Origin of the sequence: Paraburkholderia phytofirmans OLGA172, from assembly GCF_001634365.1 — a bacterium.
Classification (GTDB): Bacteria; Pseudomonadota; Gammaproteobacteria; order Burkholderiales; family Burkholderiaceae; genus Paraburkholderia.
On record NZ_CP014579.1, the window covers coordinates 863,965 to 889,140 of the forward strand.

The following is a 25,176-nucleotide window of genomic DNA, read 5'->3' on the forward strand; positions in this document are numbered from 1 at the left end:
GTTGACAAAGTCAACACAACAACAAGTCATGCCTGATGACCATAGCGAGTCGGTCCCACCCCTTCCCATCCCGAACAGGACCGTGAAACGACTCCACGCCGATGATAGTGCGGATTCCCGTGTGAAAGTAGGTAATCGTCAGGCTCCCCAGCATGTCCAGAAACCCCACCCCGCAAAGGTGGGGTTTTTGCGTTTACGGCGCTATTTCTTCCCGATCAAAAACATTGCCGCGATCGGCGGCAGGCCATAGATACCATCACAAATGGCCCGCCACTTCGCTATCCGCGTCGCTGCCTTGGGCGGGCACGGCCCACTCTTCAGCTTCAAAATCTGCGTCAGTTCGCAGCGACGTCTCCGTCCCCAATGCCGGACGCGCCCACAGGTGCCACGCCATCTGCTGCATACATCTGGCCGACTTCTGCAAGTAACGCCTCGTCGCGCGCAATCACCTTCGGCAGATGCGTACGTAAGAATTCAACCCACGTCCGCGTCTTCGCATCAATGAACTTGCGTGACGGATACAGCGCATAAACGTTCATCTTCTGCAGCGTATATTCAGGCAACACGCGGATCAGCGTCCCGTCACGCAACCCTGCGATCGCTGCATAGAGCGGCACCATGCCAATGCCCATTCCCTCGCGAATCGCGACGATCAGCGATTCCGCGATATTCACTTGCACGGGGCCGTTCACTTCCATCATCTCGCTGCCGTTGGGACCGTCGAGCACCCAATCGTGGGGTGGAAATGCTGGCGTGTGCAAGATCAGACACTCGTGATGCGTCAGGTCGCCTGGCTGTTGTGGCGCGCCATGAGCACGCACGTAAGCAGGCGATGCGCACAAGATGCTGAACGTTGTACCAAGCGGGAGCGATACAAGGTCGGAATTCGGCAGAGTCGAGGCGCCGACCACCGCGACGTCAGAGCTTCCTTCGAACAGGTCGGGCATGCGCTGCGACAACGTCAGTTCGACGGTCACCTCGGGATAAAGCGCGCGATAGCGCGAGATGGCCGGCAGCACGTAATGCTGGCCGATGCTGGCAAAGCTGTGCATGCGCAACGCGCCGCTCGGGCGTTCGTGCGCGCAACTTGCTTCTTCTTCCGCCGTATCGACATCCGCAAGGATCTGCTGAGATCGCTTCAGGTAACGCTCGCCCGCTGTGGTGAGTGCGAGTCGCCGCGTCGACCGGTTCAGCAAGCGCGTACGCAGATGAGCTTCGAGTTCCGAGACTGCGCGGGACATCGCGCCAGTCGTCGAATTGAGGGACTGCGCGGCAGCGGTAAAACTACCGGCTTCGACCACGCGCACGAACACTCGCATATTTTGTAACGTATCCATCGATCCTTCTATTTCACGGCACAAGCCGTATTGTCCGCCTGTCTCGCAAGCCTATTGTTGTTCGTTCTGGAAGGGACGTTCCGCGCCCGTCCTATTAATGCGCGCAGCGCATGCTCCTACAATCGGCGCCTTGCCAGCCGGTGTGCGCAGCGTTCACCGGTGCCTTTTTCAGCGACAAACCGGGACGCGTTGCTTTCTGATGAAACGCCAACATGCGATCAAACCGACGGCGGATTCCCACCGGCAGTGGAGCGTCATGTTGCCAACGCTCAGTCCGGCCATTCGCGACTGGGTGAGCAGCGATGGTCTGATCTGGCTGCATCTGCTGAAGACGGCCACTGCGGGGCTGCTGGCGCTGGGTATTGCCATGTTGCTGGATCTCCAGCAGCCGCGAATCGCAATGACCACGGTGTTTGTGCTGATGCAGCCGTTCAGCGGCATGGTGCTCGCCAAGAGTTTCTATCGAATTCTCGGTACCGTGGTGGGTACGATCGCCGCACTGGTGCTCGGCGCGCTGTTCGTCCAGCAGCCCGAGTTGTACATGCTCGGCATGATCGGCTGGGTGAGTGCCTGCATTGCGGCAGCGGTTCGGTATCGGCATTTCAGATGGTACGGCTTGGTGCTGGCAGGTTATACCGCCGTTCTGATCGGCATTCCGAATGTCATGGTACCTCACGACCTGTTCCTGGCGGCGCTCACGCGCGCAGCGGAGGTGGCGGTCGGCATCGTGTGTTCGAGCGCGGTGAGCGCACTGATCGTGCCGCAGCGTTCCAGCCTTGCACTGCGGCGCGCGCTCCACATTCGATATACAAATATTACTGCGTTCGCTGCCGACGTGCTGGGTCGAGGAATCGAGCGTGGCGAGTTTGAACGGCGCTTTGCGAACCTCGTCGACGAGATCGTCGGCTTTGAGGCGACGCGAACATTTGCTGCCTTCGAAGATCCGGCTATGCGGTCGCGCAGCCAGCATCTCGGCCGTCTGAACGGCGAGTTCATGGACGTATGCACGCGGCTGCATGCGCTGCACCAGTTGCTCAAACGTCTGCGCCTGGGCGGACCGAGCCGGATAGTCGACGCCATCACGCCGTACTTCCACGAGCTGTCGGGGCTGCTGGGGGCCACCCAGGACACGAACACCGATGCATCGCGCGTAGCCGCCGGTTTGCGGCTCTTTCAGGCGAGTTTGCCAAGGCGCGTGCGCGAAACGAGACGACCGCTGGAAGCCGCCCCTGCCGAATCGCTGGCGGACTTCGATACGGCCGCGGAATTACTGTATCGGTTTGTCGACGAATGGATCCGTTACTCCGAGACCTACGTGTCTTTGGCGCGGCGCAAGCCGGAAGCCGAGCGGCGCACCACCGGGCGATACGTGAGTAAGACGAATGGCTTTGCCGTCGCGTTTACCTTTGCGAGGTCGGCGGCGGTCATGGCGATCGTCAGCTGGTTCTGGATCGCCACCGACTGGCCCAGCGGCGGAATGGCGGTAATCGGCGCGGCGCTGGCCTGTGCGTTGACGTCGACTGCACCGAACGCATCGAAAATGGCCGTGCAGATGGCAGTCGGTACGGTGCTGGCGACCATGACGGGCTACCTTTTCACGTGTTACGTGTATCCCAACGTCGACGGATTCCCGCTGCTTGGCGCGATGCTCGCCCCGGTGCTTGCCCTCGGCGCCTTCATCGCGTCGCGCAAGCTCCTGGCAGGGTATGGAATCGGCTTTTCGGTGTTCTTCTGCCTGCTGGCCGGCCCGGACAACGTCGTCACGTATGCGCCCGATTTGCTGATCAACAACGGTATAGCGATCACGGCGTCGCTATTGCTTGCAGCGATCGTTTTCGCAGTGGTGTTTCCCGCGGATATGCCGTGGCTCATCGAGAGAATCGAGGGTGATTTGCGCGCGCAAGTCGTGTCTGCGTGCATGGACGAACTGCCCGGACTCAATCAGCGCTTTCAGTCAAGCATTCACGATCTCGCCTCGCAGTTGCGCATGCTGCTGACGCGGCGTTCCCGACACCGCCGTGATGCCTTGCGCTGGATGCTCGTCACCCTCGAAGTAGGGCACGCCATGATCGATCTGCGCAATGAAGTGGCGCGTGCCGGCTACGCGCCAGCCCTTCATTCGCGCTGGAGCAGCAGCCTCGTGCGGACTTGCGACGACCTCGCGCGGCTTTTCAAGCGGCCCGACGCGCGAGCTCTCGAACGATCGCTCGTATCCGTGCGCTCGGCCACGTGGGTCGCGCAGGACGTACTGGCAACCGTTCACGCCGACCGCGACAAGCGGCACGACCTGCAGCGCATCCTGAGTTGCCTGCACTTCATCCGCACAGCGTTGCTCGACAAAGACGCGCCATTCAAGGCGCGTTGACCCATGCACGTTGGATCCCGCGTGCACTTCGATCCTTCTGCCAGATGGAAAGATCACTTCCGTCTAGCCCCGTTTATCTGCGCAGGTGACAGTCATATAGTTTGATCACTGCCCCGCAGTCCCCCCGAGGGGACTTCCTACGGGGAACCATCGTAAGTATTGGAGAACGAAATGAACGTGTTGAAGATTGCCCTGGTTGTCTGCTCTTTGTCTGCTGCTGTCGCTCATGCGCAAACGGCGCCGGCCGCTCCGGAACAACAGGTCGCGCAAGCGAATGCACCGCGCGCCAACAACGTCGCCGCGCAAGACCGCGTCGTCGCACCGAAGGTCCAGGCTGAAGAGTGCGTCGGACCTGTGAGCTTCTGCAATATCTACTTCGGCAGCTAAGCAGCGCCACGAGCAACACCTGCTGTACCTGCTGGACCTGTCGCGGGAATTTTGCGCGCGACGAAACGCCTGGCCGCGACGCCGTTCCAACGAGACGCCGTTCCAACGAGACGCCGCGGCTGGTGCGACACTCTGGCTACTGAGCGAAACACACCGCAGAAGTGCGCATCGGTAGACTGAACTAGTGACCATGGAGAGACTCAGTTTCATGTACCAAGACCGGATTCGCTGCTCCGCGCTGCGCGGAAAAATCACTTCAGCCGCCGAAGCGGCGCGTCTGATTCACGACGGCATGCACGTCGGTGCCAGCGGCTTTACGCGCGCGGGCGACGCCAAAGCTGTTCCCATCGCGCTCGCCGAGCGGGTCCGTCAGGAAGGCAAGCCGCTGCAAATTACGTTGATGACCGGCGCGTCGCTCGGTCATGACGTGGATCGCATGCTCACCGAGGCGCATGTGTTGGCGCGCCGCTTGCCGTTTCAGGTCGACAAGACCCTGCGCGAAGCGATCAATCGTGGCGAAGTGATGTTCGTCGATCAGCATCTGTCCGAAACCGTCGAGATGTTGCGCGCCAATCAGCTCGGCAAACTCGATATCGCGATTATCGAAGCCGCCGCGATCACCGAGACTGGCGGCATTGTGCCGAGCACGTCAGTCGGCAACTCGGCCAGCTTCGCGATCCTCGCCGACAAGGTCATCGTCGAAATCAATCTTGCCCAGCCGCTCGCCCTCGAGGGACTGCACGACATCTGGATTCCGGGCCGCAGGCCGAATCGCGAACCGCTGCCGATCGTGCGTCCACAAGACCGCGTCGGCACGCAGGCCATTGAGATCCCGCTCGACAAAATCGCGGCGATAGTGATCACAGATAAGGCGGACAGCCCGTCCACGGTGCTGCCGGCGGATGCGGAAACCGAGCTGATCGCACGCCATCTGATTGAGTTTTTCCAGCACGAAGTGTCGCGTGGACGCATGCCACGGCACTTGCCGCCCTTGCAGGCAGGCATCGGCACGATTGCCAATGCAGTGCTGGCCGGCTTTGTCGATTCGCCCTTCGACGCCTTCGAAATTTACTCAGAAGTGCTGCAGGATTCGACCTTCGATCTGATGGACGCTGGCAAGGTGACGTTTGCTTCGGGTGCGTCGATCACGTTGTCGGCCGCGCGTCAGGCGCAAGTGTTCGGCGAACTCGAGCGCTATCGCGATCGCCTCGTGCTGCGTCCGCAGGAGGTCAGCAACCATCCTGAAGTGATTCGCCGGCTCGGTCTGATCGCGTTGAATACCGCATTGGAGTTCGACATTTACGGCAATGTGAATTCCACGCACGTCGGCGGCACGCACATGATGAACGGCATTGGTGGCTCGGGCGATTTCGCGCGCAATGCGTCATGCGCGATCTTCGCGACGAAGTCGATGGCGAAGGGTGGCCGTATTTCGAGCGTGGTGCCGATGGTGCCGCACTGCGATCACAATGAACACGATGTGGATGTGGTCGTGACGGAGCAGGGTCTGGCCGATCTGCGCGGACTGGCGCCGCGGGAACGCGCTACGCTGATCATCGAGAACTGCGCGCATCCGCTCTATCGCGATCTGCTTCGCGACTACTATCGGGACGCCTTGCAATGGGGTGGGCAAACGCCGCATTCGTTGGACCAGGCTTTCGCCTGGCATACGCGGCTGCGTGATACCGGCTCGATGTTGCCGGCAGTGGATGCGTCTCTCTAAACACCGGGTAAAGCCGGCGTCAGGTGGCACTCGCCCCTGACGCCATAAGACATCAGGTGCTACGCTCAGGTGCCGCGCCGGACGAGCCGGATAAGAAACAGCAGAATGACTGCGCCGATCACAGCGGTAATGATCGAACCGAGCCAGCCGCCGCCGAGCGAAATGTGCAGCACACCGGCAAGCCAGCCGCCGATGAATGCGCCGACAATCCCGACGATGATGTCGACGATCAGGCCGAAGCCGCCGCCCTTGACGAGCACGCCGGCCAGCCAGCCGGCGATCGCGCCGATGATGAGCCATGCAATGATGCCGTGTTCCATATTCGAGACTCCATGGTTGAGTGTGAAAAAATCACGGTGACAGAGCTTAGTCGAAGGTTATGGGACAGTCCATATTCAGGACGCGGAATTAACATTGTCTAAATCTATTGCAAGCTAAGTGTAGACGATGCGCGCGAATATGGGGAGCTTACACAAGATGACTCACTCCGGTGTCGGCTCCGCATCTGTGGCCGTCCAGCTGACGCTCGATACGCTCTTTTCCATGCTGATGCGGCTCGCCATCTGTTCGAGCTTCGGCTGATCTTTCGGATGCAGCTTTAATGTTGCCGTAACGCGAATGCGTCCCGAGTCGTCTTCGACGTCTTCGCTCGTCAGGCTCTGGAACGACAGCGGTGTCGAATACATCGAGTTGGATACCGCAGTACGAATGTGAATCTCATCGGCCTCCCGGCAAACAATCGTCAGCACATACTCGCGCACGAGGTCGGCGTCCGAAACGGGCGCCGCGTTGATGGCGCGGCTCACTTCGCGCAGTACCGTATTGGTCAGCAGCACGACCGCGGTGCCGGCGAGCGCCGGGCCGAAATGCCCCGCACCGCACAATACACCGACCGCCGCCGAGCACCATAAGGTCGCGGCGGTGTTGATCCCCTGAATCGAGCCCTTGTCGCGCATGATCACACCGCCGCCGAGAAAGCCGACGCCAGAAACGACATACGCGGCAATTTGCGTGATGCCGGCGGTGCCGTTGCCGGTCAGCACGCCGAGCGTGACGAACAGGCACGCGCCGCTGGCGACCAGCGTGATGGTGCGCAGGCCGGCGTTGCGCTGGCGCATCTGCCGTTCGAGGCCGATCGCGACGCCGCAGCTGAAGGCGGCAAAGAGCCGCCAGACGAATTCAATGGTCATCGGTAAGAAAGGTTGAGGCGCGTGTTCGCACAGTATGAACCCCACGCGTGACAGCATCGCGTATCCGAAGATGGAACGCGGGTGCGCTCAGGCGTGACGAGGCATGCGAGCCGGGGTTCGCGGCGCAAAAGTCGTGGAGCAAGCGCCAGGCGTCGAGCCGAGATGAGACGAGACAGGACGGCGGTGTGCGGTGTGGGATGCTTGCGGAATTTCCCGTGGCAAGATCGGAATTTTCCTTATATAAATACGGACTCCGAATATTGACGGCGTTCATCCCGGAAAACACACTGTTTGCACACTTCGAAACACGTCGTGCGGTTTTGGTGCTCTATCCGCGTTTTACATCTCACGGTTTCGCCCAGAAACTTTTTGGTTGTCCTTGTGCCATGTCAGGCGCATCCGATCCGCTCGACACCGTCTCTTTTCCGCTGTTCACCCAATTGAGGAATGTATGAAAGATAAGGCTCTTGGCATCGTTGCCGGTGCGTTGATTGCTGCTGCTCCGCTCGTATCGTTCGCCGCCGGTCTGCCCGCGCCGTTTGAAGGCAGCAGCACGCTGCAGGCAGATGGTGTCGTGAAGTCGGTCGACCAGGCTAAACATTCGGTGACCGTGCTCGATGCACAGGGTGGCGAAGCCTCGTTCAATATCACTGAGACGAGCAACCTGGCGCAGATCAAGCAGGGTGGCAAGGTCCACATCCGGATGATGCGCAACGCCATGGTCAGCGTGACGCGTGGTGCCGACGGCCACGGTACGGCTGCTCAACCGGTACAGCAGAACACTGCGCAGAACGTGAGCGCCGAAGTTCAGGCCATCGACCACGCGTCCGGCATCATGGCCCTGAAGGGCTCGAATGGCGCGGTGTTTCATATCCAGGGCCGCGAGCCGGCAAAGGTCGCCGGCGTGACGCCGGGTATGCAAGTGTCGGTGGCATACGCACCGCAGGTCAGCGTGGCCGTGGCGCCTGCGCAGTAAGTCTGACTAGCTGAAACGGCGCATCAGCGCCGGGGCGCGGATGTCCTTTATGGACGTCCGCGTTTTTTATTGCGGCGTAATCCAATATGACTTCGGTGCGGCGATGTTTGGCGCGTGCTTTGACGCTTCAGTCGGGCTCGCCAGGCACGAGGCGCAATCGCGTGATCTCCGAGGGCGCCCCCAGGCGCTTCGGCGGTCCCCAATAGCCAGTACCGCGACTCGTGTAGACCCACAAGCCGTTCAGCCGCGCGAGACCCGCTGTGAACGGCTGCTGCAAACGCACAAAGAAGTTCCACGGAAAGAACTGGCCGCCGTGCGTGTGGCCCGATAGCTGCAGCGTAAACCCTGCTGCTGCGGCTGCTTCGGCGGAACGCGGCTGGTGCGCGAGCAGTACTTTGATCAGCACGTCGCCAGGGGCACCTGCGAGGGCCGCAACCGGGTCGCTGCGATGCAGCGGGTCATGATGACCCGCTGAGTAATCAGTCACCCCGGCAATCACGGCGCGCGCGCCGTCGTGTTCCACGATCACATGCTCGTTGAGCAGAACGTTCAATCCCAGGCGCCGGAATTCGTCGATCCAGGCGTTCGCGCCGGCGTAATACTCATGGTTGCCGGTCACAAGGAACGCGCCGTGACGCGCACTGAGCCGCGACAGGGGCTGCGTGTGTCTGGTCAGTTGCGGCACGCTGCCGTCTACCACATCGCCGGTAACGGCAATCAGATCCGGCTTCAGACGATTCACCGCGTCGACGATCGCATCCACATAACGGCCTTTGATGGTCGGGCCGACGTGGATGTCGCTGATCTGGACGATCGTGAAGCCGTCGAGCGCTGCCGGCAAATCGTCGATCGGCACCTCGATCGTCACCACCCTGGCGCGGCGCCGGGCGTTGAACAGACCGACGAGTGTCGAGAGCAACGCAAGCAACGGGACGGCTGCCGCCGAGCCGATGCGCCAGTGCGCGATTGCAATCGTGCTCGGCCAGATTGCATCGACGGTGAGCAGCGAGGCGAGCGCCAGGTCGCGCACGAACGTCAGAACCAGCAGCGACGAGAAGAAGCCCATCGCCAGCAGGCCGACCCACGCGAGGCGGTCGCTGAGCGGCTGCTGTTTGATGGTGCGCGCCAGCATGCCGAGCGGGATCAGAAAGATCGACAGCACCAGCCACAACGCGCACAGCCATCGGCCGGTGGCATTGACCGGCATGTCGGGAATCAGACGAAAGCCGACGTAGATATGCAGCAGGATGCCAATCAGAATGAAGCGAACAAGAAACGATGAGCGGCGCATAGAGAGGATCGAGGCGGGAAGGGGCCGACACGAGCGGAGCAACGGCGGCAGCTCGCCAGGTGCAACCATAAATAGCGGGCGAGCCCGATCATTCTACCGAGATGTGCTCCCCGTTGTGGACAGCGCCAGATGTGCTCCCGCGGGGGCGGCCGAGCATGTTCATGCTTGACGCGGCAAGCGGATATCGCATTGCAGCAATTCCCGCTGCCGCATGCCCCGTCCGAGTTGCTGCGGCACTCTAATTAAATGGGCTTTGAATGGTGTTTTGTGTGCACTATTCTCAAATAGAACCGTGTCGTCTCAGGGCCATCGCGGCCCAGCGGCGGTTCGTTTTGTCGTCGGTTGAGGGCGAGGCAGGAGGCGCATCATGAAACTGCTTGGATCGGGTAATCACGTACGCCACGTACTTCATGGACATCACGTCGGACGAGAGGGCAGCCACGTCATGCTGCCGCTGGTGGGCATATCGTTGATGGCGCTCGCCTTGTACTTCGGCGTGCGCAACATCGACTTCTCCGAGCTGGGCAAAAGCGCGTTATTCGACGTGGTGATGGTGTGCGTTGCGCTCGGCATCGCAGGGCTGTTCGGCGCCGTCGGCGCGTGGTTGCGCTCCAATGGCGACGACGCCGAGGAAGGCTTCTGCTTTGTCGGCGCGGTGATCGGCGCGGTAGTGTTCTACGTGGCGCTCTTCGGATAACCGCACCGGCGCGGCCAAAGCTCTGTCAGGCGATCCGGGCGGCTTCGTCGAAGGTGAAGCGCGGGCTGCGCGGGAACAGTTTCGCCGGGTCGCCGTAGCCCAGATTGATCAGGAAGTTCGACTTCACGGTCGTGCCGGCGAAGAAAGCCTCGTCGACCTTGGCGGCGTCGAATCCCGACATCGCACCCGTGTCCAGACCGAGCGCGCGGGCCGCGAGAATCAGATAGCCGCCTTGCAGCGTCGAATTGCGAAAGGCCGTATCCGCGATCGCCTTGTCGTTGCCCGCAAACCAGCTGCGCGCGTCGGCATGCGGAAACAGTTTCGGCAGATGCTCGTAAAACGCCATGTCCATTCCGACGATCACCGTGACCGGCGCCGCCATCGTCTTCTCGAGATTGCCTGGCGACAAGGCCGGACGCAGCTTCTCTTTGCCTTCGGCCGTTTTCACGTAGACGAAGCGGCCGGGGCTCGAATTGGCCGAGGTCGGCCCGAGCAGTACGAGCTCGGTGAGTTGCTTGAGCACGGCGTCGTCGACCGGTTTGGCCTGCCAGCCGTTATGGGTGCGCGCTTCGCGAAAGAGCTGATCGAGAGCCTGATCGGAAAGAATCATGGTGGAAACCCGTTGAAGTAGCAGAGTGAAAAAAACGGATGACAGCGCAAGCCGCAGGCGTGAGCGTCGTCGTCGTTGCCGCCATAATAGCTAGGTTCTCACTCGCGCACGTATCGCGCGCGCAATCGCATTCGGGCAATCTTATGACGGACCTTTTCGATGACCTTCCGGCGCCCGACGTCGACTGGTATCCCGAGTGGCTGGTGCCCGAGGCCGCGGCGCGCGCTTTGGCTCAACTCATCGGCGAAGTGGAATGGCGTCAAGACATGATGGGCACGCCTGCCGGCCGTGTGCCGCTGCCGCGGCTGACCGCCTGGCAGGGCGAACCGGACGCGGTCTACGTCTACTCCGGCATTCGCAACGTACCGCAACCATGGACCCCGATCGTCGCGGAACTGCGAGCCGCGGCGGAGGCAAGCTGCCACGCGCGCTTTAACAGCGTGCTGATCAACCGCTATCGCAGCGGCATGGACAGCATGGGGTGGCACGCGGATCGCGAGCCGGAGCTCGGCGTGCGGCCGGTGATTGCGTCGATCAGCCTGGGCGCCGCGCGCACTTTCGACTTGCGGCACAACAGGACTGGCGTCGTGCAGTCGTTTTCGCTGAAGGGCGGCAGCTTGCTTGTGATGAGAGGCAACACGCAGGCCGACTGGCGGCATCGTGTGCCGAAAGAGCCACGCGTGGCGGGCGAGCGAATCAATCTGACGTTTCGCTGGGTGACGCCGCGCGCGGCAGCCCGCTAGCTTGCGGGCTCGCCATCGGCCGCTTTGCTCCTGAGCCGAAACCTGGCGCCCGAAAGCCCGAAAGCCCGAAAGCCGGTCGCTGCCTGCCCGAAGCCATGTCGAGAACCTAAGCGCATAAAAAAGCCTCTCCAACGTCGCGCTCCATCGCCGTCCGTGCTCGAGCGAATCTCGCAGCCTCGGCCCATATCGTCTATCCGCGCACGCTACCGATTGCCGTCACCGTCCTGTTGTTTTGCGCGCTGTCCGGCGTCGGCATTCTGGGCACGATTCAGACACTGATTACCTTCGATGGCACGCTCAGTTCATGGTGGACCCGCATTGCGATCGGCGCCCTGCTGTGCGCGTTCTGCTTGCTGCAACGGCTGATCGAGCGGCATGCAAGATCGGTGCGAGGTTCCGGCGGCAGCGGCGCTGTTGTGGCGCCAGGCCGTGAGCGCGGGCGGGGCGAAGCGGCGGCGTCCGACTCACATGCGATCGGACGCGCCGGAGCAGGCGTTATAGCGCGAACGCGCGGTAGCGCGGCAGGCGGGCAACGAGCACACAAAAATACGTCATTCGTCTTATGCCATTTGCCGTGCTACACTGTAATAACATTGTGTTTACTTTATTGCCTCGACCGCTTAGGATTCCACTTCAGGTTCAGCCATGAAAACAACCATCCGCAGAATGGGTAATTCCCATGGTGTACTGATTCCGAAACCGATCTTGACCCAACTTGGGCTGGAGGACGAAGTGGATATGCAAGTTGAAGGAAACGCTCTGGTGATAAGGCGTCCGCAGAAAAAAGCGCGTGCGGGATGGGCGGACGCAAGCCGTTCGTTGGCAGCATCGAAAGATGACGCACTGGTGATGGGCGAATTTCCCAACGCCGATGACGCGGGGCTCGAGTGGTAGCGCGCGGCGACGTCTGGCTGGTCGCGCTGGATCCAACCGTTGGCAGCGAGATTCAGAAAACGCGTCCTTGCGTGGTTGTGTCGCCGGCCGAATTGCACGATCACCTGCGCACTGTGATTGTGGCGCCCATGAGCACTGCCGGTCGCGCGGCGCCTTTTCGTGTTCCACTCACGTTCTTGCGCAAGAAAGGTTTGATTCTGCTCGACCAGATTCGCACGGTTGACAAGACGCGGCTCGTAAAGCGAGCCGGCGCAGTGTCGGATGCGGCGCTTTCGAATGCGTTGTCGACCTTGCAGGAAATCTTCGTTGAGTGAGCAATAAAGCGTGCGTCGGCTGAACGGCGGCGTGCTTGTGCTCAGTCTGGCTCGAGGCGCCGTCGGGCAGTCGCCACAAGTCTGTCGAACGAGAAGCTGCTCGCAGCGAGCGCGGCGGTATCCGGAAAATTTTCACGCACAATGTCCGTCAACACTTGGCCCGGCGGGGCTTCAATCAGCACGCGCGCGCCCATTTCCTGCATGACGGTGAGCGCGTCGAACCAGCGTACGGTGTAGCGCATATTGGTCGCGAGATCGTCGCGAATGGCGTCCGCTGTGTACAGAGGGCGGCCGCCGCGATTGCCGATATAGGTGCTTTGCGGCGTGTGAAAAGGTAATTCCTGTGCGTATGCAATCAGTTCGTCCGTGGCGTGCGCGAGCAGTTCGCAATGTGACGGCACGCTTACCGCAAGACGGATGGCTTTGCGGGCGCCTGCCGCCAGCGCGCGTTCGATGAACCTGTCCAGCGCACCATTCGCTCCGGCCATGACGATCTGACGCGGCGCATTCACATTGCCAACATAGACGCGTTGATTGCCTGCATTTGCTTGCAGAGCGGCGAGCGTTTCGAGTTGGTGTTCGGTCAAGCCCGACACGGCCGCGAGACCGTAGCCCGACGGGTACGCCGCCTCCATCAATTCAGCGCGCTTTCGAACCATCCGTAACGCGTCGCCAAAGCGAATCGCGCCGCAACTGACCGCCGCTGTATACGCCCCCACCGACAAACCCGCGCTGATCTCCGGCGTGAGCTGTTCATCTGCCAGTGCGCGCGTGATCGCCACGCCCGCGACGGTCAAGCCGACCTGAACCGCTATGGTCGAGCGCAGCGCGTTTGGTGTGTCGAGTGTGAGTACGTTGGTGTCGAGCACCTGAGACGCTTCTTCCAGTGTCTCAGTCACAGCTCGGTGCTGCGGCAGACGGTGCAGGAATCCATCCGACTGCGCGCCCTGGCCGGGAAACAGAAGGGCCAGCATCAGGCATCGCCGTGAGCGGGCGCCCACGGATCGGCAACCAGCTGCGGGCCGCGAGCATGGCGCGCCATCACGCGTGCTTTATCCGCTGCCCACTCGGCCAGCGCAACGCCGCCTGCGGGCGTTTCCAGTTGAGCATCCACGCGAATGCCGGCGCGCTGTGCGATTGCTTGCAGATGGTTCAGCAACTGAATGGCCGCGCCGTGCGAGAGTTTCTCCGGCGCGCGGATCAGCAGATCGAGATCGCTCGAAAAAGTGACGGCGGGTGCCTGAGTTGCCAGTTCGAAGCCCGCGCTGCCGGTTGGTCCCCAGACGAATTCAGCCAACGCGCCGGCGGTGTCGCCTTGTAATGCGGCAAGGGCCGCGAAAGCAGGCAACGCATTGCGCTCCGCAAGAGGGCTGCGTCGCGCTAACGCTTCTGGCGGCACGGCGGTTTCAATATCGTCTCGATGCGCCCATGTGCCGTAACGCTGCGACCGTTCCCTACCGCGCAAGCCGATCGCCACGAAGCCGTCAGCGGCCAGCGCGCGTCTTACGACCGCATACGGGGCGCGCTCGAACGACCCATGAAGCCACACCGGTTCGCCGTCAGACTGCCGCAAACGGTGCAAGCGCAGCAGGTCATGCGGTTGCCAATGCGCGTCGCACGACAACGCGTGATCGCCTGCAAACGGCGGTGCTGCGCAGACCCGCATTACACGGCGTCCCATTGTTCGGCGAGACGACGCCGCACTTCGATCGACGCTGCGCGATTCTTTTGCGCCGCCGCCGATTCGAGACGATGCGACAGACCGCGGCTGCCATCGCGCGCGTTGCGAATCTGCCCGGTCAACACCTGACGCACGCGCTCGATTTGCGCGGCATCCGGCGCATCGGCGTCGACACCTTCGATTAGTTGATCGAGCAGGCCCAATTTGGCAAACGACGCCATCGAGTACGACATCGGCACAATGGTTTCGCCGAGCGCGTCGAGTGCTTCGACGGTGCGCCGCGTGACCCGGGCGGCCGCTTCCTTGCCCATTGCGTGAACCATCGTGCCGGGCGCGTCGAGTGCGACGATCCGGTTGGCCTGATAGCCGTGCGCGAGGAACGCGCCCGACATGGCCGGCCCGACGATCAACGCGATCACCGGATGGCCGGCGTCGCGCGCCGACGCGTATGCATCGACCGCAGCGGCGCAAGCGAGGTGAATGCCGAGCATTTCTTCGCGGTAGCCGTACGCCTGGCTTTTGACATCGACGATCGCGACAATCGGGCGGCGCGTACCGCTCGCTTCGTCCTGCGCGATGGCCTCGCGTACTGCGCGCGCGAGCTGCCAGCCTTGCTCGAGACCGACGACGTTATCGGTCGCACGGGGAAAGCGGTTGTCGGGATCGGGGACGACAGCAATGAAGCGCGCGGTCTCTCCGCCGAGCGACGCATCGCCGCTCCATACGGGTGCCTTGCCGGACGGTTCGCCAGCTAACGCGTGGAACCAGCGCGCGCCGCGGCTGAGGGGGGTATCGCTCATGCCTGCTCCTTGCGCGCGTTGTTCCGCGCATGTGGGTTGTACACATCGCGCATCGTGTCCGGCGTCACGCTGGCCGGGTCGATCTGCGCGAGGCGGTTGAGGAAGATGTCGACCTGTTCGCTGCGATGCGCAGCCGGCACGCCTTGTGTGAATGCTGAGCGCACGGCGGCGCGCACCGCGTGCGCATCGTCGTCGACCAGTTGATCGGCGAGCGCGGTCGCAGCCCGTTGTTCGCCGCCAATCAATTGCCACACTCGGCGCCGATCGCTCGCGTCGAGTTCTTCGATACCGGCTTCCTGTTCGATCACTTCGGGGCCGTTCATGCCGAGCCGCCCCTGCTTCGTCACGACGAGATACGAGCACAAGGCCGCGGCAAGCGACATCCCGCCGAAGCAGCCCACCATCCCCGCAATCACGCCGACTACCGGCACATGCCGGCGTAACGCGACGATCGCGGCCTGAATCTCGGCGATCACCGCGAGGCCGAGGTTAGCTTCCTGCAGCCGCACGCCGCCGGTTTCGAACAACACGACAGGACGCACGATCTTGCCGCGTTCGCAGTCGCGCAAGGCCATTTCCAACGCGGCGGCGATCTTGCTGCCCGACACTTCGCCGATGCTGCCGCCCTGGAATGCGGATTCGATCGCGGCGACCACGGCGGGCTCGCCGTCGATGGTGCCGCGCGCGATCACGCAGCCGTCATCCGCCTGGCAGACGACACCTTGCAGCGGCAGCCACGGCGACTCGATCTTGTCGAACGGTCCGAGCAGTTCGCGGAACGTGCCGGCGTCGAGCAGCGAGCGGGCGCGTTCGCGCGCGGGCAGCTCAATGAAGCTTTCGCGCAGCATGGGCGCAGGGCGTGCGGTAGCGATTGTGTTCACGCGCCGTCTCCCAGTTCCGCCGCTTCGATGGCTTCCGCGAGCCGCAGCGCCACCACGCCGGGTGTCGCGCCAAAGTCGTTGATTTCGATTTGCGCCGCACCGTCATAACGGGTGAAGAAGCGGTCGAGCACGCTCTTCCAGATGTGGCTGTAGCCGTCGACGCTGGTCCGCACGACCACATGCGCGGTCAGGGCGGCGCCGTTTTCAGCAGGCGACAGCAGCACTTCCAGATCGCCCGAACCGACCACGCCGACATGCGCGCGGGTCGTGACGGCGCGTTGCGCCGGATAGTCGAAGGTCAGATGTTCCATGAGGCGGAGCTCCCGCTGGCGTCGTGATGTGCCAGCATGTCGAGAAAGAGGGTGGCGGCGAGCAGATCGGCTGCGCCGCCAGGGGATGCGTTGAGCGACAGCAATGCGTGTTCGAGTGCAACGAGGGCGGTGTACCCAGCGGGCGTGGAACTTCCGCCGGCTTGCAGTACAAGGCGCGCGCCTTGTTGCGCCGTCCGCAAACCAGGCAAACCCGCGCGATGCAGCAGGCAGGTGTCGTCGAGCGACACCATGATCGAGAGCAGGGCGTCGATACGCGCGGCGTTTTCGTCGACGCCGTTGGCGCGCGCTGCGCGCAACGCGGGCAAGCCGATATCGATGACGTGCGGGAAACCGTCTTGTGCCTCACGGCGTGCTCCGCCTACCTGATAGCGCCGCCGCGCGCGCTCGCCGTGACTATCGGCGGGGGCGGCGAAGCGATCCGGGAGGCACGCAATCTGCGCGGCGAGCGCGCAGACGCGCGACGCGTTCAGATGCGCGGTGTCGCCCGTCATCGACGCGCCCGCCACGAGCAGGCCGACGATCCAGATCGCGCCGCGATGGGCGTTGCTGCCGCCGGTGGCATGCAACATGTCCTGTTCACCGGCGCGGCCGATTTGCGCGAGTTCGGCACGCAACAGCGCGGATGGTTCACCACGGCGGCGCGCTGTGCGTGCGAGCGCCGCGAAGGTCGGCTCGAGCGCGTGTGCCGAGCGCAGCATGGTGGCGAGATCGAGGTCGCGATGCGCGCCGCTGCCGCGCCGGTCGACCAGCGCGGGTTTCGGCGTGAGTTGCGCTTCTTCGATCAGCGCGGTGACGGCATAGCGTGCAAGTTGGGCATCGGACAGCGCCCTGTGCCGCGCCACCGCAGCGCTGATTGCCGTGCTTGCCGCATGCGCCACCGTACCTGTGTAGCGTGCTGGTACGACGGGCCAGCGCAGGACGGCTAGTCCAGCTTCCGCCTCCTGCTGCGGTGCGCCTTCGACGGCACGCTCGAGCAAAGCTTCGCGGGAGCCCATTGTTACCAGCTCCTGAAGCGGGCCGGCGGCGCGTACAGGCCACCCGACCACGTCACCAGATCGTCGATGCTGCGTGCCGCCAGCAACGAACGCTTTGCTTCGCCGCGGCGAATGCCGAGATCTTCCGGATACGCAACGATGCCACGCCGGCGCAACTCAGCCGTTTTCTCCGGCTTGGCGCGCAGCCCGATCGGCGTCACGCCGGCCACCGCGGCCAACGCCGCACGCCGCTCGTCGATCCCTTCGGCCTTGTGCAAATACGCGATCCCTTCCTCGGTGACGACATGGCTCACGTCGTCGCCGTAGATCATCACGGGGGCAATCGGCATGCCGCTTTTCGCGCCGACGGCGACCGCATCGAGTTCGTCGACGAAGGTCGGCTCGCCACCTTTCTTGTACGTCTCGGCCATCTGCACGACCAGCTTCTGCCCGCGCGAGACCGGACCCTGGTCTTTCAGCAGCTTGAGCCACGCTTCGCTCGAATGACGCCGGCCGCGCGGGTCGTGACCCATGTTCGGCGCACCGCCGAAACCGGCAAGACGCCCGCGCGTGACCGTCGACGAATTCGCGTCCGCGTCGATCTGCAAGGTGGAGCCGATAAACAGATCGACACCGTATTGACCCGCCAGTTGGCACAGCACACGGTTCGAGCGCAGGCTGCCGTCGTTGCCCGTGAAAAACACGTCGGGGCGCGCCTCGATATACGCCTCCATGCCGACTTCACTGCCGAAGCAATGAATGCTCTCGACCCAGCCCGATTCGATCGCGGGGATCATGGTGGGGTGCGGATTGAGCGTCCAGTTGCGGCAGATTTTGCCTTTCAGACCGAGCGATTCGCCGTAGGTGGGCAGCAGCAATTCGATCGCCGCCGTATCGAAGCCGATGCCGTGATTCAGCGAACTCACGCCGTACGGTTCGTAGATGCCGCGAATCACCATCATCGCGGTGAGCACCTGCAGGTCGCCGATATGCCGCGGGTCGCGCGTGAACAGCGGCTCGACGGCAAAGGGCCTATCGGCCTCTACGACCACGTCGACCCACGAACCCGGAATGTCGACGCGCGGCAGTTCATCGACGATTTCGTTGACCTGCACGATCACGATGCCATGCCGGAACGCGGCGGCTTCGGCGATGGTCGGCGTGTCTTCCGTGTTCGGTCCGGTGTACAGGTTGCCGTGACGGTCAGCCTTTTCCGCGCACAGCAATGCGACGTGCGGCGTGAGATCGACGAACATCCGCGCGTACAACTCGACGTACGTGTAGATCGCGCCGATTTCCAGTTGGCCGTCTTCGAGCAACTGCGCGACGCGCAAACTTTGCGGTCCGGCAAACGAGAAATCGACCTTATGCGCGATGCCGCGCTCGAACAGCGTCAGATGTTCAGGACGGCTGATGCTCGAAATCAGCAGATGCACGTCGTGGATCTTTTGCGGATCGACCTTGGCAAGCGAACGGGACAGGAAGTCGGCCTGTTTCTGGTTGTCGCCTTCGAGTGCGACGCGGTCGCCCGGTTGAATCAGTGTTTCGAGCGCATCGACGATGCGGGTGGTCGGCAGGATGCCGTCTTCCAGCCACGGTGCAATGGCCGCGAGGCGACGGTTCTTTTCGTCGCGGCGGGTGGTCCAGGACCGTGCAGTGGTGGAAGCTTCGGCGGCTTCGGCGGGTCGGTTCATCGGCGGATTCAGCTCCCGGTGGTGGTGCGCATGCGTCTGGCGCGCGGCTTGGGTTGGTTCGCAAGCGCGGCTTCCGCCTGCGCGCGTTCGGTCAGGAAACGATGCAGCAAGTCGCCGGTGCCGAGCAGATGCGCGACGACCAGGGACTGTGCAGCAGGAATATCACGGCGTTGTACCGCGTCGAGCAAGGCGGCGTGTTCGTTGTCCGACTCGCCCTTGTACGACGGCAAACCGAACTTGAGGCGCAAATACCGTTCGCCGCGCCGATGCAGCGTGCCGATCATGTCATCGAGTTGCGGACGGGCGGCCGGCGCATACAGGCTCATATGGAAGGCCACATTGCGCGCGACATACAGCGACGGGTCGGACTCGCGCTCGGCGGCACGGCAGAGGCTGGCGGATTCGCGCAGCGTGGCAGCAGTGTGATTCGGAATCGCCAGGCCGATGGCGAGGCTCTCCAGCGCGGAGCGGATCTCATAGATTTCGCGTGCTTCATCCGCCGACAAGGGCGCGACGGTCGCGCCTTTATGCACGGCGGCTCGCGCCCAGCCTTCGCTTTCGAGTTGGCGCAAGGCCTCGCGCACAGGAATTGCGCTGACCGAAAAATGCCGCGCGATCGCGTCCTGCCGCAGCGGCGCACCAGGCGCCAGGGTGCCTTCGACAATCGCCGCGCGCAGCGCCTCCGCGATGACGTGGGACATGCTCTCACGCGGCGCCGCCGCGGGTAGAAGCGGGGTGCGCGCCGGAGCGTCCAGGGGAAAACCATCTATTGCATCGTTCATGATATCAAATATTATATATGAAAATGTGCCCGTTAAAGGCGGGCAAACCCGGAAAGCTTTTCACCACTGGCGGTCTGCGGTGCCCTCTTAATAACGTTATACGAGGCGCATCGGTTCACTAACAGGCGCGCCATCCCGTCGTTCCCTTTATGTCAGCCACGTACGCCACGTACGTCAACCGCAGGGCCGGAGGAGCATGATGAGTTCACTAACCGAGCGCACGTCGGTCGCGCGGCGCCGCACGCCGCTCAATCGTTCGCAGATCGCAGGGTTTTGGGGAGCGTGGGCTGGCTGGACGCTCGATGGGATGGACTCGTTCATCTACGCGCTTGTGTTGACGCCGGCGTTGACCGAGTTGTTGCCGCGCTCGGGGTACGCCGCGACGCCCGCGAATGTCGGCCTCGCCGGTTCGATTCTGTTCGCGCTGTTTCTGGTTGGCTGGGGGCTGTCGTTCATCTGGGGGCCGTTGGCGGACCGCTTCGGCCGCACCAAGGTGTTGGCGGGCACTATTTTCACGTTCGCCATTTTCACGGGACTTGCCGCGACTTCGCACAACGTCTGGGAGCTCGCCATCTACCGTTTCATTGCCGGCGTCGGCATTGGTGGCGAGTGGGCGCTGGCGGGGACGTACGTGGCTGAATCATGGCCGGAAGATCGCCGCAAGATGGGCGCCGGGTATCTGCAAACGGGCTACTACGCCGGATTCTTTCTGGCGGCCGCGCTCAACTACACGATCGGTGTGCATTTCGGCTGGCGCGCGATGTTCCTGACCGGCGCCGTGCCGGTCGTGGTCGCGATTCTGGTGCTGCTGCGCGTGAAGGAGTCGGAAAAGTGGCAGAAGGCGGAGGCGCGCACGGAGCACGTCAAACCGCTGCGCGAAATCCTCGGGCCGGCGTATCGGCGCCGCACGTGGGTCGCGTGCATTCTGCTGACGATCGCGATTATCGGTCTGTGGGCGGGCGCAGTGTATGAACCATCGGCTGTGATTCAACTGGCGACGAAGGCCGGCATGGCGAAGAACGATGCGATCAGGACGGCTTCGCTGGCAACCGGCTTGCTGTCGATTGCGACTATTCTCGGCTGTCTCGCATTGCCGCCGCTGGCCGAGCGGATCGGCCGCAAGAATACATTGGCGATTTACTTTACCGGCATGGCGGTGGCGATTGTCGGCAGTTTCGGCTGGGCGTTCTATCTGCCGAATGGACTCGCGCCGTTTATCGCGTGGCTCTTCGTGCTGGGCTTCTTCGGCGGCAATTTTGCACTGTTCAGCTTGTGGCTGCCGGAGCAGTTCGAGACCCGCGTGCGGGCCACGGCGTTCGCGTTTTGTACTTCGTTCGGACGGTTCGTCGGGGCGGGTGTCAACTTTTTGCTCGGCGCGGCGGTGCTGCATATGCATACGCTGGGCGTGCCGGTGGCGCTCACGGCGCTGGCGTTTGTCGTCGGCTTGTTCGTGATTCCGTTTGCACCGGAGACGAAGGGGGAGGTGCTGCCGCAGTGAGACTGGCCGTTTGGCTGAGTGGCGGGCATGGTCGCTAACGGGCATGCTTCCTATCGGTTGGACGACGTGTTCCTACGCAGTTTTGGGTTTGCCGGTATGTACAGTACTCTGTACAATGATTGCGGCGGCTCAGCTTGATTTTGTTGCTGCGAGCCGCCACCTCATTTGGCAGCCTCCAGGGTACAAGTACTCCGTTTGGCGGTGGAAACGTCTCTAACTTTTTGACAGGAGCGACTGGAGGGAAACCTCTCAGATCGAGAAAACGAATGAACGTCCTTACTTATAGCGAGGCCCGCGCCGGCTTTAAGCAAGCGATGGACGACGTTTGCCGCGATCACACGCCCATGCTGATAACCCGGCAGAGCGGCGAAAATGTGGTCATGGTTTCGCTCGAGGATTTCAATGCGATGCAGGAAACCTTGTATCTGTTGAGTTCATCGAAGAACGCCCAGCGGCTTGCCAAATCTATCGCTCAGTTGAATGCCGGCGGTGCGACTTCGCGCGACCTGCTGACCGATGAACAAACAGAAAAGCTGCAACGAGGAGGCCGCAACGGCTGATAGTGTCTTTATGTTCACGGACGAAGCGTGGGACGACTACCTGTACTGGCAGGAGACTGATCGAAAGGTCTTACACAAGATCAATACGCTGCTAGAGGAGTGTCGGCGCGATCCCTATCGCGGTACTGGAAAGCCAGAAGCGCTGGTGGGCAGCTTAAGCGGTTTCTGGTCGCGACGTATCACTCACGCTGATCGACTGGTTTATTTGCCGAGAGACGGAAAGATCTATGTGTTCGCTTGCCGTTTCCACTACGACGACTAAAAAAACCGGGCGCGGGTGAACGGGAAATGCACGCGAGGGCAAATCTCAATCCGCGTGATGCCGCACCCGTCCGCGGGGACGCAACATCGACAATAGCGGCCAGCCGAGATTCACGCCGAGGCTCGCAATCACGATCAATGCCATGCCCGCGAGTTGCGGCAGCGACAGCGCCCGCCCATACACAACGGCATCGACCACGATCGCCGTCAGCGGATAGACGAACAGCAGCACGGCGATGATCGGCGTGGTCAGCTTCGGCAGCGCTCCGTAGATCAGCACATACGACAGCCCCGTGTGCAGCACGCCCATGCCGACCAGCCAGAACCACTGCATCGGTCCGATATGCACGGCAGTGAGCGGCGCAATGAAAGGCAGGCACACCACGCCGACCGCGCATTGCGCGAGTGTCAGCAAATGCGGCCGCAAATTGCCGAGTCCTTTGGCGATCAGCGTAACGCTCGCGTATAGCACCGAGCCCGCCAATGCCTCGCCGATGCCGATCAGATAGCTCGCGTGCCCCTGCAGATTCCCGGCCGCCGCAACGCCCGAGGCCAACACAAGCCCGACGAACGCGGTCGCGATCCAGCCGAGCCGGTCGACGCCGAGGCGCTCGTTAAACAGCGCCGCGCCCATCAGCACGACCCAGAACGGCTGCACATGAAACACCACCGTCGCCACGGCAATGCTGGTGCGATGAATCGCATCGAAGAAGCCAACCCACTGCGTGACCATCAACACGCCGGAGATCAGCGCCAGCGTGACGGTGCGCCGCGTGAAATGCGCTCGTGTGAAGAAACCTTTCCACACGCAATACGCGGCGAGCGAAAGAAAACCGAACAGGCAGCGAAAGAACACCAGCGTCAACGCGCCGAGCCGCGCTTCCTCGACGAAGATGCCGAGCGTGCCCATCAAAAGTCCGCCGCTGGCCAGCGTAATGGCGCCTTGTTGACGTTGGGTGAGGGACATGCGAAGCCGCTCCGAAAATAGGTCACATAAGATGGAGTCACAAGTATTACGCGGCTTGCGCGGTACCGACAAACGAATTAAATTGAGTAATTCCATAAGCTGGATTGATAAATCATGCACCCGGAATTCGACGTCGATTTGCTGCGCACCTTCGTCGCGGTGGTGGAAACGGGCAGCTTCACGAAGGCCTCGACTACCGTGCACCGCTCGCAGGCGGCGGTCAGCATGCAGATCAAGCGGCTCGAAACCATGCTCGGCATCACGCTGTTCGCCCGCAATACGCGCAATCTCTCGCTCACGCGGCCCGGCAATACGCTGCTCGAATACGCGCGGCGTGTGTTGGCGTTGCATGAGGAGGCGTGGTCGGCGATCGTGCGGCCCGAGGTGACCGGGCGCGTGGTGCTGGGCGCACCGGACGATTACGTGTCGTCGCTGCTGTCACCGGTGTTGCGGCGCTTTTCGAATCTATATCCGCACGTGGAGATCGAGATCGTCTGCGCGCAGAGCACGTCGCTCGCGCCAATGCTGGCCGATAACAAGATCGATCTCGCCTTCGTCACGCGCGACCGCAAATTGCGCGGCGAATTCGTGCGCAGCGAGCCGATGGTATGGGTGGGGGCGTCGGTCGATACGCCGGTGCTGGCGGCGTCGCCATTGCCGGTCGGACTTTACGAGCCGGGCTGTGTCGCGCGCGAGCATACGCTGGCGGCGCTCGACGGCGCACATATCCGCTATCGGGCGGCATTTAGCAGCGCAAGTCTGATGGGTTTGGTGGCGACCGTGGATGCGGGGCTTTCGGTGATCGCGCTCACGCGCTGCAGCGTGCCGCCGCGGCTGGCGATACTCGGCGAAGCGCAAGGTTTGCCGAAGATCACGCCGCTGGAAATCGTGGTGGCGCGCAGCGCCAAATCGGACCGGCCGACGTGCGATTATCTGGCCGCGCAGATGGTGCAGGATTTGTCGCTGCGCACGCAAACGCGCGGGGCGGCGGCGCCGGCGTGATGACGCAGCGATGGAAGCGCGCCCCTCAAGGGTGTTGCTTCGATACGCCGCTTACGCGTCGCTCAGCCATGCGGTTCAACTTTCAGGCTTAACTGCGCCGCTCAGCCTTGCGGTTCAACTTTCAGGCCTAACTGTGCCGCTCAACCCCGCGGATAAGCGGTCACTTCACCATCCACCGCGAGCCGCACGTGTTCGCCCGGCCGCGGCGACAGATACCCCGGCACGCGCGCGCGAACCACCGTCCGCGCGCCGGACTGCAATTCCAGCGCGACGCCCGCATCCTGCCCCTGAAAGATCACCTCCTGCACGATGGCGTCATGAGACACCACGCCGTTCGGCATCGTTTCTTCGGCACGCAGCAGACGGATCTGTTCAGGCCGTACCATGACGTCGACCGCGCCGTTGCCCATCGGCTCGCACAGCGGCAAATCTCCGAGCTCGCAGTTGACGCGATCCCGCTTGACCACGCCCGGCAACAACACCGCTTCACCGACGAACGACGCGAGTTCACGCGTCACCGGCCTGCGGTACAGCGTCTCCGGCGTCGCGGTCTGGATCAGCCGGCCGTTCCACAGCACGGCGACCTCATGGCCGAGCGACAGCGCTTCCGATTGATCGTGCGTGACGAGCACGGCAGTCGCGCCGGCCGCGGCTAACGCACTGGCTACCGCCTGGCGCGTTTCGAGGCGCAAGGCGGCGTCGAGCGACGAGAAGGGCTCATCGAGCATCACCAGTGTCGGCGACGGCGCGAGCGCGCGAGCCAGTGCGACACGCTGCTGCTGGCCACCCGACAACTGCTGCGGCGCGCGCGCGCCGAAGTTCGCCGGCAAGCCGACCAGCTCCAGCAATTCGGCTACACGGTGACGCGCGCGGCGCTGCGTACGCGGCAAGCCGAACACAATATTGTCCGCTACGGAAAGATGCGGAAACAGCGCGCCTTCCTGCGGCACATAGCCAATGTGGCGCTGCTCGGAAGGCACATGCAGGTTGTCGCCGGCAACGAGGCGGCCGTCGATTTCGACGCTGCCTCTATCCGCGCGTTCGAAGCCGCACAACAGGCGCAGCAAGGTGGTCTTGCCGCTGCCGGACGGTCCTAGCAGCGCGAGCAGCGTGCCGCGCTCGACGGAGAGATCGATGCCGTGCAGCACCGGATGGCCGTCGAACGATTTTTGCAGTCCGCGGATACGAAGTTCACTCATGAAAATCCGATGGAAAAA

Annotated in this window: 27 protein-coding genes, 1 rRNA gene and 1 pseudogene; 14 read left to right on the forward strand and 15 right to left on the reverse strand. The window is 62.7% G+C overall.

Features of this window, described 5'->3' with window-relative positions; genetic code table 11:
* Window positions 1-31: 31 nt before the first annotated feature.
* Window positions 32-144 (forward strand): 5S ribosomal RNA (gene rrf / locus AYM40_RS24130).
* A 191-nt stretch (window positions 145-335) separates the two neighbouring features.
* Here rrf and AYM40_RS24135 read toward each other — a convergent pair.
* Window positions 336-1,337 (reverse strand): LysR family transcriptional regulator, encoded by a 1,002-nt coding sequence (locus tag AYM40_RS24135; RefSeq protein WP_063498738.1) that lies wholly within the window; start codon window positions 1,335-1,337, stop codon window positions 336-338.
* A 199-nt stretch (window positions 1,338-1,536) separates the two neighbouring features.
* On the opposite strand from AYM40_RS24135, the gene AYM40_RS24140 reads away from it, so the two are divergent.
* The 3 genes from AYM40_RS24140 to AYM40_RS24150 all read left to right on the forward strand — a co-directional run bounded on the left by AYM40_RS24140 (window position 1,537) and on the right by AYM40_RS24150 (window position 5,812).
* On the forward strand, window positions 1,537-3,702 hold the full coding sequence (locus tag AYM40_RS24140) for an FUSC family protein (protein WP_063498739.1): 2,166 nt from the start codon (window positions 1,537-1,539) through the stop codon (window positions 3,700-3,702).
* A gap of 171 nt (window positions 3,703-3,873) precedes the next feature.
* Window positions 3,874-4,089, forward strand: coding sequence for a hypothetical protein (locus AYM40_RS24145; RefSeq protein WP_063498740.1), 216 nt, complete (start codon window positions 3,874-3,876; stop codon window positions 4,087-4,089).
* Window positions 4,090-4,297: 208 nt separating this feature from the next.
* A complete protein-coding gene (locus AYM40_RS24150) occupies window positions 4,298-5,812 on the forward strand; it encodes an acetyl-CoA hydrolase/transferase family protein (RefSeq protein WP_063498741.1) in 1,515 nt (504 codons plus the stop codon).
* A gap of 65 nt (window positions 5,813-5,877) precedes the next feature.
* Here AYM40_RS24150 and AYM40_RS24155 read toward each other — a convergent pair whose 3' ends face one another.
* Both AYM40_RS24155 and AYM40_RS24160 read right to left on the reverse strand, forming a co-directional pair.
* On the reverse strand, window positions 5,878-6,132 hold the full coding sequence (locus tag AYM40_RS24155) for a GlsB/YeaQ/YmgE family stress response membrane protein (RefSeq protein ID WP_063498742.1): 255 nt from the start codon (window positions 6,130-6,132) through the stop codon (window positions 5,878-5,880).
* Window positions 6,133-6,294: 162 nt separating this feature from the next.
* Window positions 6,295-7,002, reverse strand: a complete 708-nt coding sequence (locus AYM40_RS24160) for an MgtC/SapB family protein (protein ID WP_063498743.1) — start codon at window positions 7,000-7,002, stop codon at window positions 6,295-6,297.
* Window positions 7,003-7,453: 451 nt separating this feature from the next.
* Here AYM40_RS24160 and AYM40_RS24165 point away from each other — a divergent pair, with 451 nt between their 5' ends.
* Window positions 7,454-7,978: a hypothetical protein gene (locus AYM40_RS24165; RefSeq protein WP_063498744.1), complete on the forward strand. Its 525-nt coding sequence runs from the start codon at window positions 7,454-7,456 to the stop codon at window positions 7,976-7,978.
* A 127-nt stretch (window positions 7,979-8,105) separates the two neighbouring features.
* Here the strand turns inward: AYM40_RS24165 and AYM40_RS24170 are convergent, their stop codons facing one another.
* Window positions 8,106-9,269, reverse strand: coding sequence for a metallophosphoesterase (locus AYM40_RS24170; protein ID WP_063498745.1), 1,164 nt, complete (start codon window positions 9,267-9,269; stop codon window positions 8,106-8,108).
* Between the two features lie 367 nt (window positions 9,270-9,636).
* On the opposite strand from AYM40_RS24170, the gene AYM40_RS24175 reads away from it, so the two are divergent.
* Complete coding sequence (locus AYM40_RS24175) at window positions 9,637-9,966, forward strand: hypothetical protein (RefSeq protein ID WP_063498746.1); 330 nt, start codon at window positions 9,637-9,639, stop codon at window positions 9,964-9,966.
* A gap of 25 nt (window positions 9,967-9,991) precedes the next feature.
* Here AYM40_RS24175 and AYM40_RS24180 read toward each other — a convergent pair whose 3' ends face one another.
* Complete coding sequence (locus AYM40_RS24180; protein ID WP_063498747.1) at window positions 9,992-10,576, reverse strand: malonic semialdehyde reductase; 585 nt, start codon at window positions 10,574-10,576, stop codon at window positions 9,992-9,994.
* A 143-nt stretch (window positions 10,577-10,719) separates the two neighbouring features.
* On the opposite strand from AYM40_RS24180, the gene AYM40_RS24185 reads away from it, so the two are divergent.
* The 4 genes and pseudogenes from AYM40_RS24185 (at window position 10,720) to AYM40_RS24195 (ending at window position 12,527) form a co-directional block, all read left to right on the forward strand.
* Window positions 10,720-11,319 (forward strand): alpha-ketoglutarate-dependent dioxygenase AlkB family protein, encoded by a 600-nt coding sequence (locus AYM40_RS24185; RefSeq protein WP_063500659.1) that lies wholly within the window; start codon window positions 10,720-10,722, stop codon window positions 11,317-11,319.
* 236 nt (window positions 11,320-11,555) lie between these two features.
* Window positions 11,556-11,804 (forward strand): annotated as a pseudogene (locus AYM40_RS40585) (sugar ABC transporter permease YjfF); the annotation flags it as partial.
* A gap of 160 nt (window positions 11,805-11,964) precedes the next feature.
* Window positions 11,965-12,213 (forward strand): AbrB/MazE/SpoVT family DNA-binding domain-containing protein, encoded by a 249-nt coding sequence (locus tag AYM40_RS24190; RefSeq protein ID WP_063498748.1) that lies wholly within the window; start codon window positions 11,965-11,967, stop codon window positions 12,211-12,213.
* Window positions 12,207-12,527, forward strand: coding sequence for a type II toxin-antitoxin system PemK/MazF family toxin (locus AYM40_RS24195; RefSeq protein WP_063498749.1), 321 nt, complete (start codon window positions 12,207-12,209; stop codon window positions 12,525-12,527). The genes AYM40_RS24190 and AYM40_RS24195 overlap by 7 nt, the downstream gene beginning before the upstream one ends.
* A 41-nt stretch (window positions 12,528-12,568) precedes the next feature.
* Here the strand turns inward: AYM40_RS24195 and mdcH are convergent, their stop codons facing one another.
* Genes mdcH through AYM40_RS24235 form a run of 8 tightly spaced genes read right to left on the reverse strand, consistent with a single transcriptional unit; the run spans window position 12,569 to window position 19,671 of the window.
* A complete protein-coding gene (gene mdcH / locus AYM40_RS24200; RefSeq protein ID WP_063498750.1) occupies window positions 12,569-13,501 on the reverse strand; it encodes a malonate decarboxylase subunit epsilon in 933 nt (310 codons plus the stop codon).
* Window positions 13,501-14,193 carry a malonate decarboxylase holo-ACP synthase gene (locus AYM40_RS24205; RefSeq protein WP_063500660.1) on the reverse strand — a complete coding sequence of 231 codons (693 nt, stop codon included), beginning with the start codon at window positions 14,191-14,193 and terminating at the stop codon, window positions 13,501-13,503. Before AYM40_RS24205 ends, mdcH begins: the two co-directional genes overlap by 1 nt.
* On the reverse strand, window positions 14,193-15,008 hold the full coding sequence (gene mdcE, locus AYM40_RS24210; RefSeq protein ID WP_063498751.1) for a biotin-independent malonate decarboxylase subunit gamma: 816 nt from the start codon (window positions 15,006-15,008) through the stop codon (window positions 14,193-14,195). The genes AYM40_RS24205 and mdcE overlap by 1 nt, the downstream gene beginning before the upstream one ends.
* Window positions 15,005-15,889, reverse strand: a complete 885-nt coding sequence (locus AYM40_RS24215) for a biotin-independent malonate decarboxylase subunit beta (RefSeq protein WP_063498752.1) — start codon at window positions 15,887-15,889, stop codon at window positions 15,005-15,007. The genes mdcE and AYM40_RS24215 overlap by 4 nt, the downstream gene beginning before the upstream one ends.
* Window positions 15,886-16,200: a malonate decarboxylase subunit delta gene (locus AYM40_RS24220; RefSeq protein WP_063498753.1), complete on the reverse strand. Its 315-nt coding sequence runs from the start codon at window positions 16,198-16,200 to the stop codon at window positions 15,886-15,888. The genes AYM40_RS24215 and AYM40_RS24220 overlap by 4 nt, the downstream gene beginning before the upstream one ends.
* A complete protein-coding gene (locus AYM40_RS24225) occupies window positions 16,188-17,216 on the reverse strand; it encodes a triphosphoribosyl-dephospho-CoA synthase (protein ID WP_082855271.1) in 1,029 nt (342 codons plus the stop codon). The genes AYM40_RS24220 and AYM40_RS24225 overlap by 13 nt, the downstream gene beginning before the upstream one ends.
* A 2-nt stretch (window positions 17,217-17,218) precedes the next feature.
* On the reverse strand, window positions 17,219-18,889 hold the full coding sequence (mdcA, locus tag AYM40_RS24230; RefSeq protein WP_063498754.1) for a malonate decarboxylase subunit alpha: 1,671 nt from the start codon (window positions 18,887-18,889) through the stop codon (window positions 17,219-17,221).
* A gap of 8 nt (window positions 18,890-18,897) precedes the next feature.
* Entirely contained in the window at window positions 18,898-19,671 is a 774-nt protein-coding gene (locus AYM40_RS24235) for a GntR family transcriptional regulator (protein ID WP_063498755.1), read from the reverse strand.
* A gap of 199 nt (window positions 19,672-19,870) precedes the next feature.
* Between AYM40_RS24235 and AYM40_RS24240 the strand changes: the two genes are divergently transcribed.
* From AYM40_RS24240 to AYM40_RS24250, 3 genes are all read left to right on the forward strand, one after another.
* Window positions 19,871-21,169 carry an MFS transporter gene (locus tag AYM40_RS24240; RefSeq protein WP_063498756.1) on the forward strand — a complete coding sequence of 433 codons (1,299 nt, stop codon included), beginning with the start codon at window positions 19,871-19,873 and terminating at the stop codon, window positions 21,167-21,169.
* Window positions 21,170-21,435: 266 nt separating this feature from the next.
* Window positions 21,436-21,729 (forward strand): type II toxin-antitoxin system Phd/YefM family antitoxin, encoded by a 294-nt coding sequence (locus tag AYM40_RS24245; protein ID WP_063498757.1) that lies wholly within the window; start codon window positions 21,436-21,438, stop codon window positions 21,727-21,729.
* A gap of 10 nt (window positions 21,730-21,739) precedes the next feature.
* Window positions 21,740-21,991, forward strand: coding sequence for a Txe/YoeB family addiction module toxin (locus tag AYM40_RS24250; RefSeq protein ID WP_063498758.1), 252 nt, complete (start codon window positions 21,740-21,742; stop codon window positions 21,989-21,991).
* A gap of 45 nt (window positions 21,992-22,036) precedes the next feature.
* Here AYM40_RS24250 and AYM40_RS24255 read toward each other — a convergent pair whose 3' ends face one another.
* The gene (locus AYM40_RS24255; RefSeq protein WP_063498759.1) at window positions 22,037-22,957 is read right to left on the reverse strand and encodes a DMT family transporter; all 921 of its coding nucleotides are present in this window, start codon (window positions 22,955-22,957) and stop codon (window positions 22,037-22,039) included.
* 114 nt (window positions 22,958-23,071) lie between these two features.
* Between AYM40_RS24255 and AYM40_RS24260 the strand changes: the two genes are divergently transcribed.
* Window positions 23,072-23,959: a LysR substrate-binding domain-containing protein gene (locus AYM40_RS24260; protein WP_063498760.1), complete on the forward strand. Its 888-nt coding sequence runs from the start codon at window positions 23,072-23,074 to the stop codon at window positions 23,957-23,959.
* Between the two features lie 140 nt (window positions 23,960-24,099).
* Here the strand turns inward: AYM40_RS24260 and AYM40_RS24265 are convergent, their stop codons facing one another.
* Entirely contained in the window at window positions 24,100-25,158 is a 1,059-nt protein-coding gene (locus AYM40_RS24265) for an ABC transporter ATP-binding protein (protein ID WP_063498761.1), read from the reverse strand.
* Window positions 25,159-25,176: the final 18 nt, after the last annotated feature.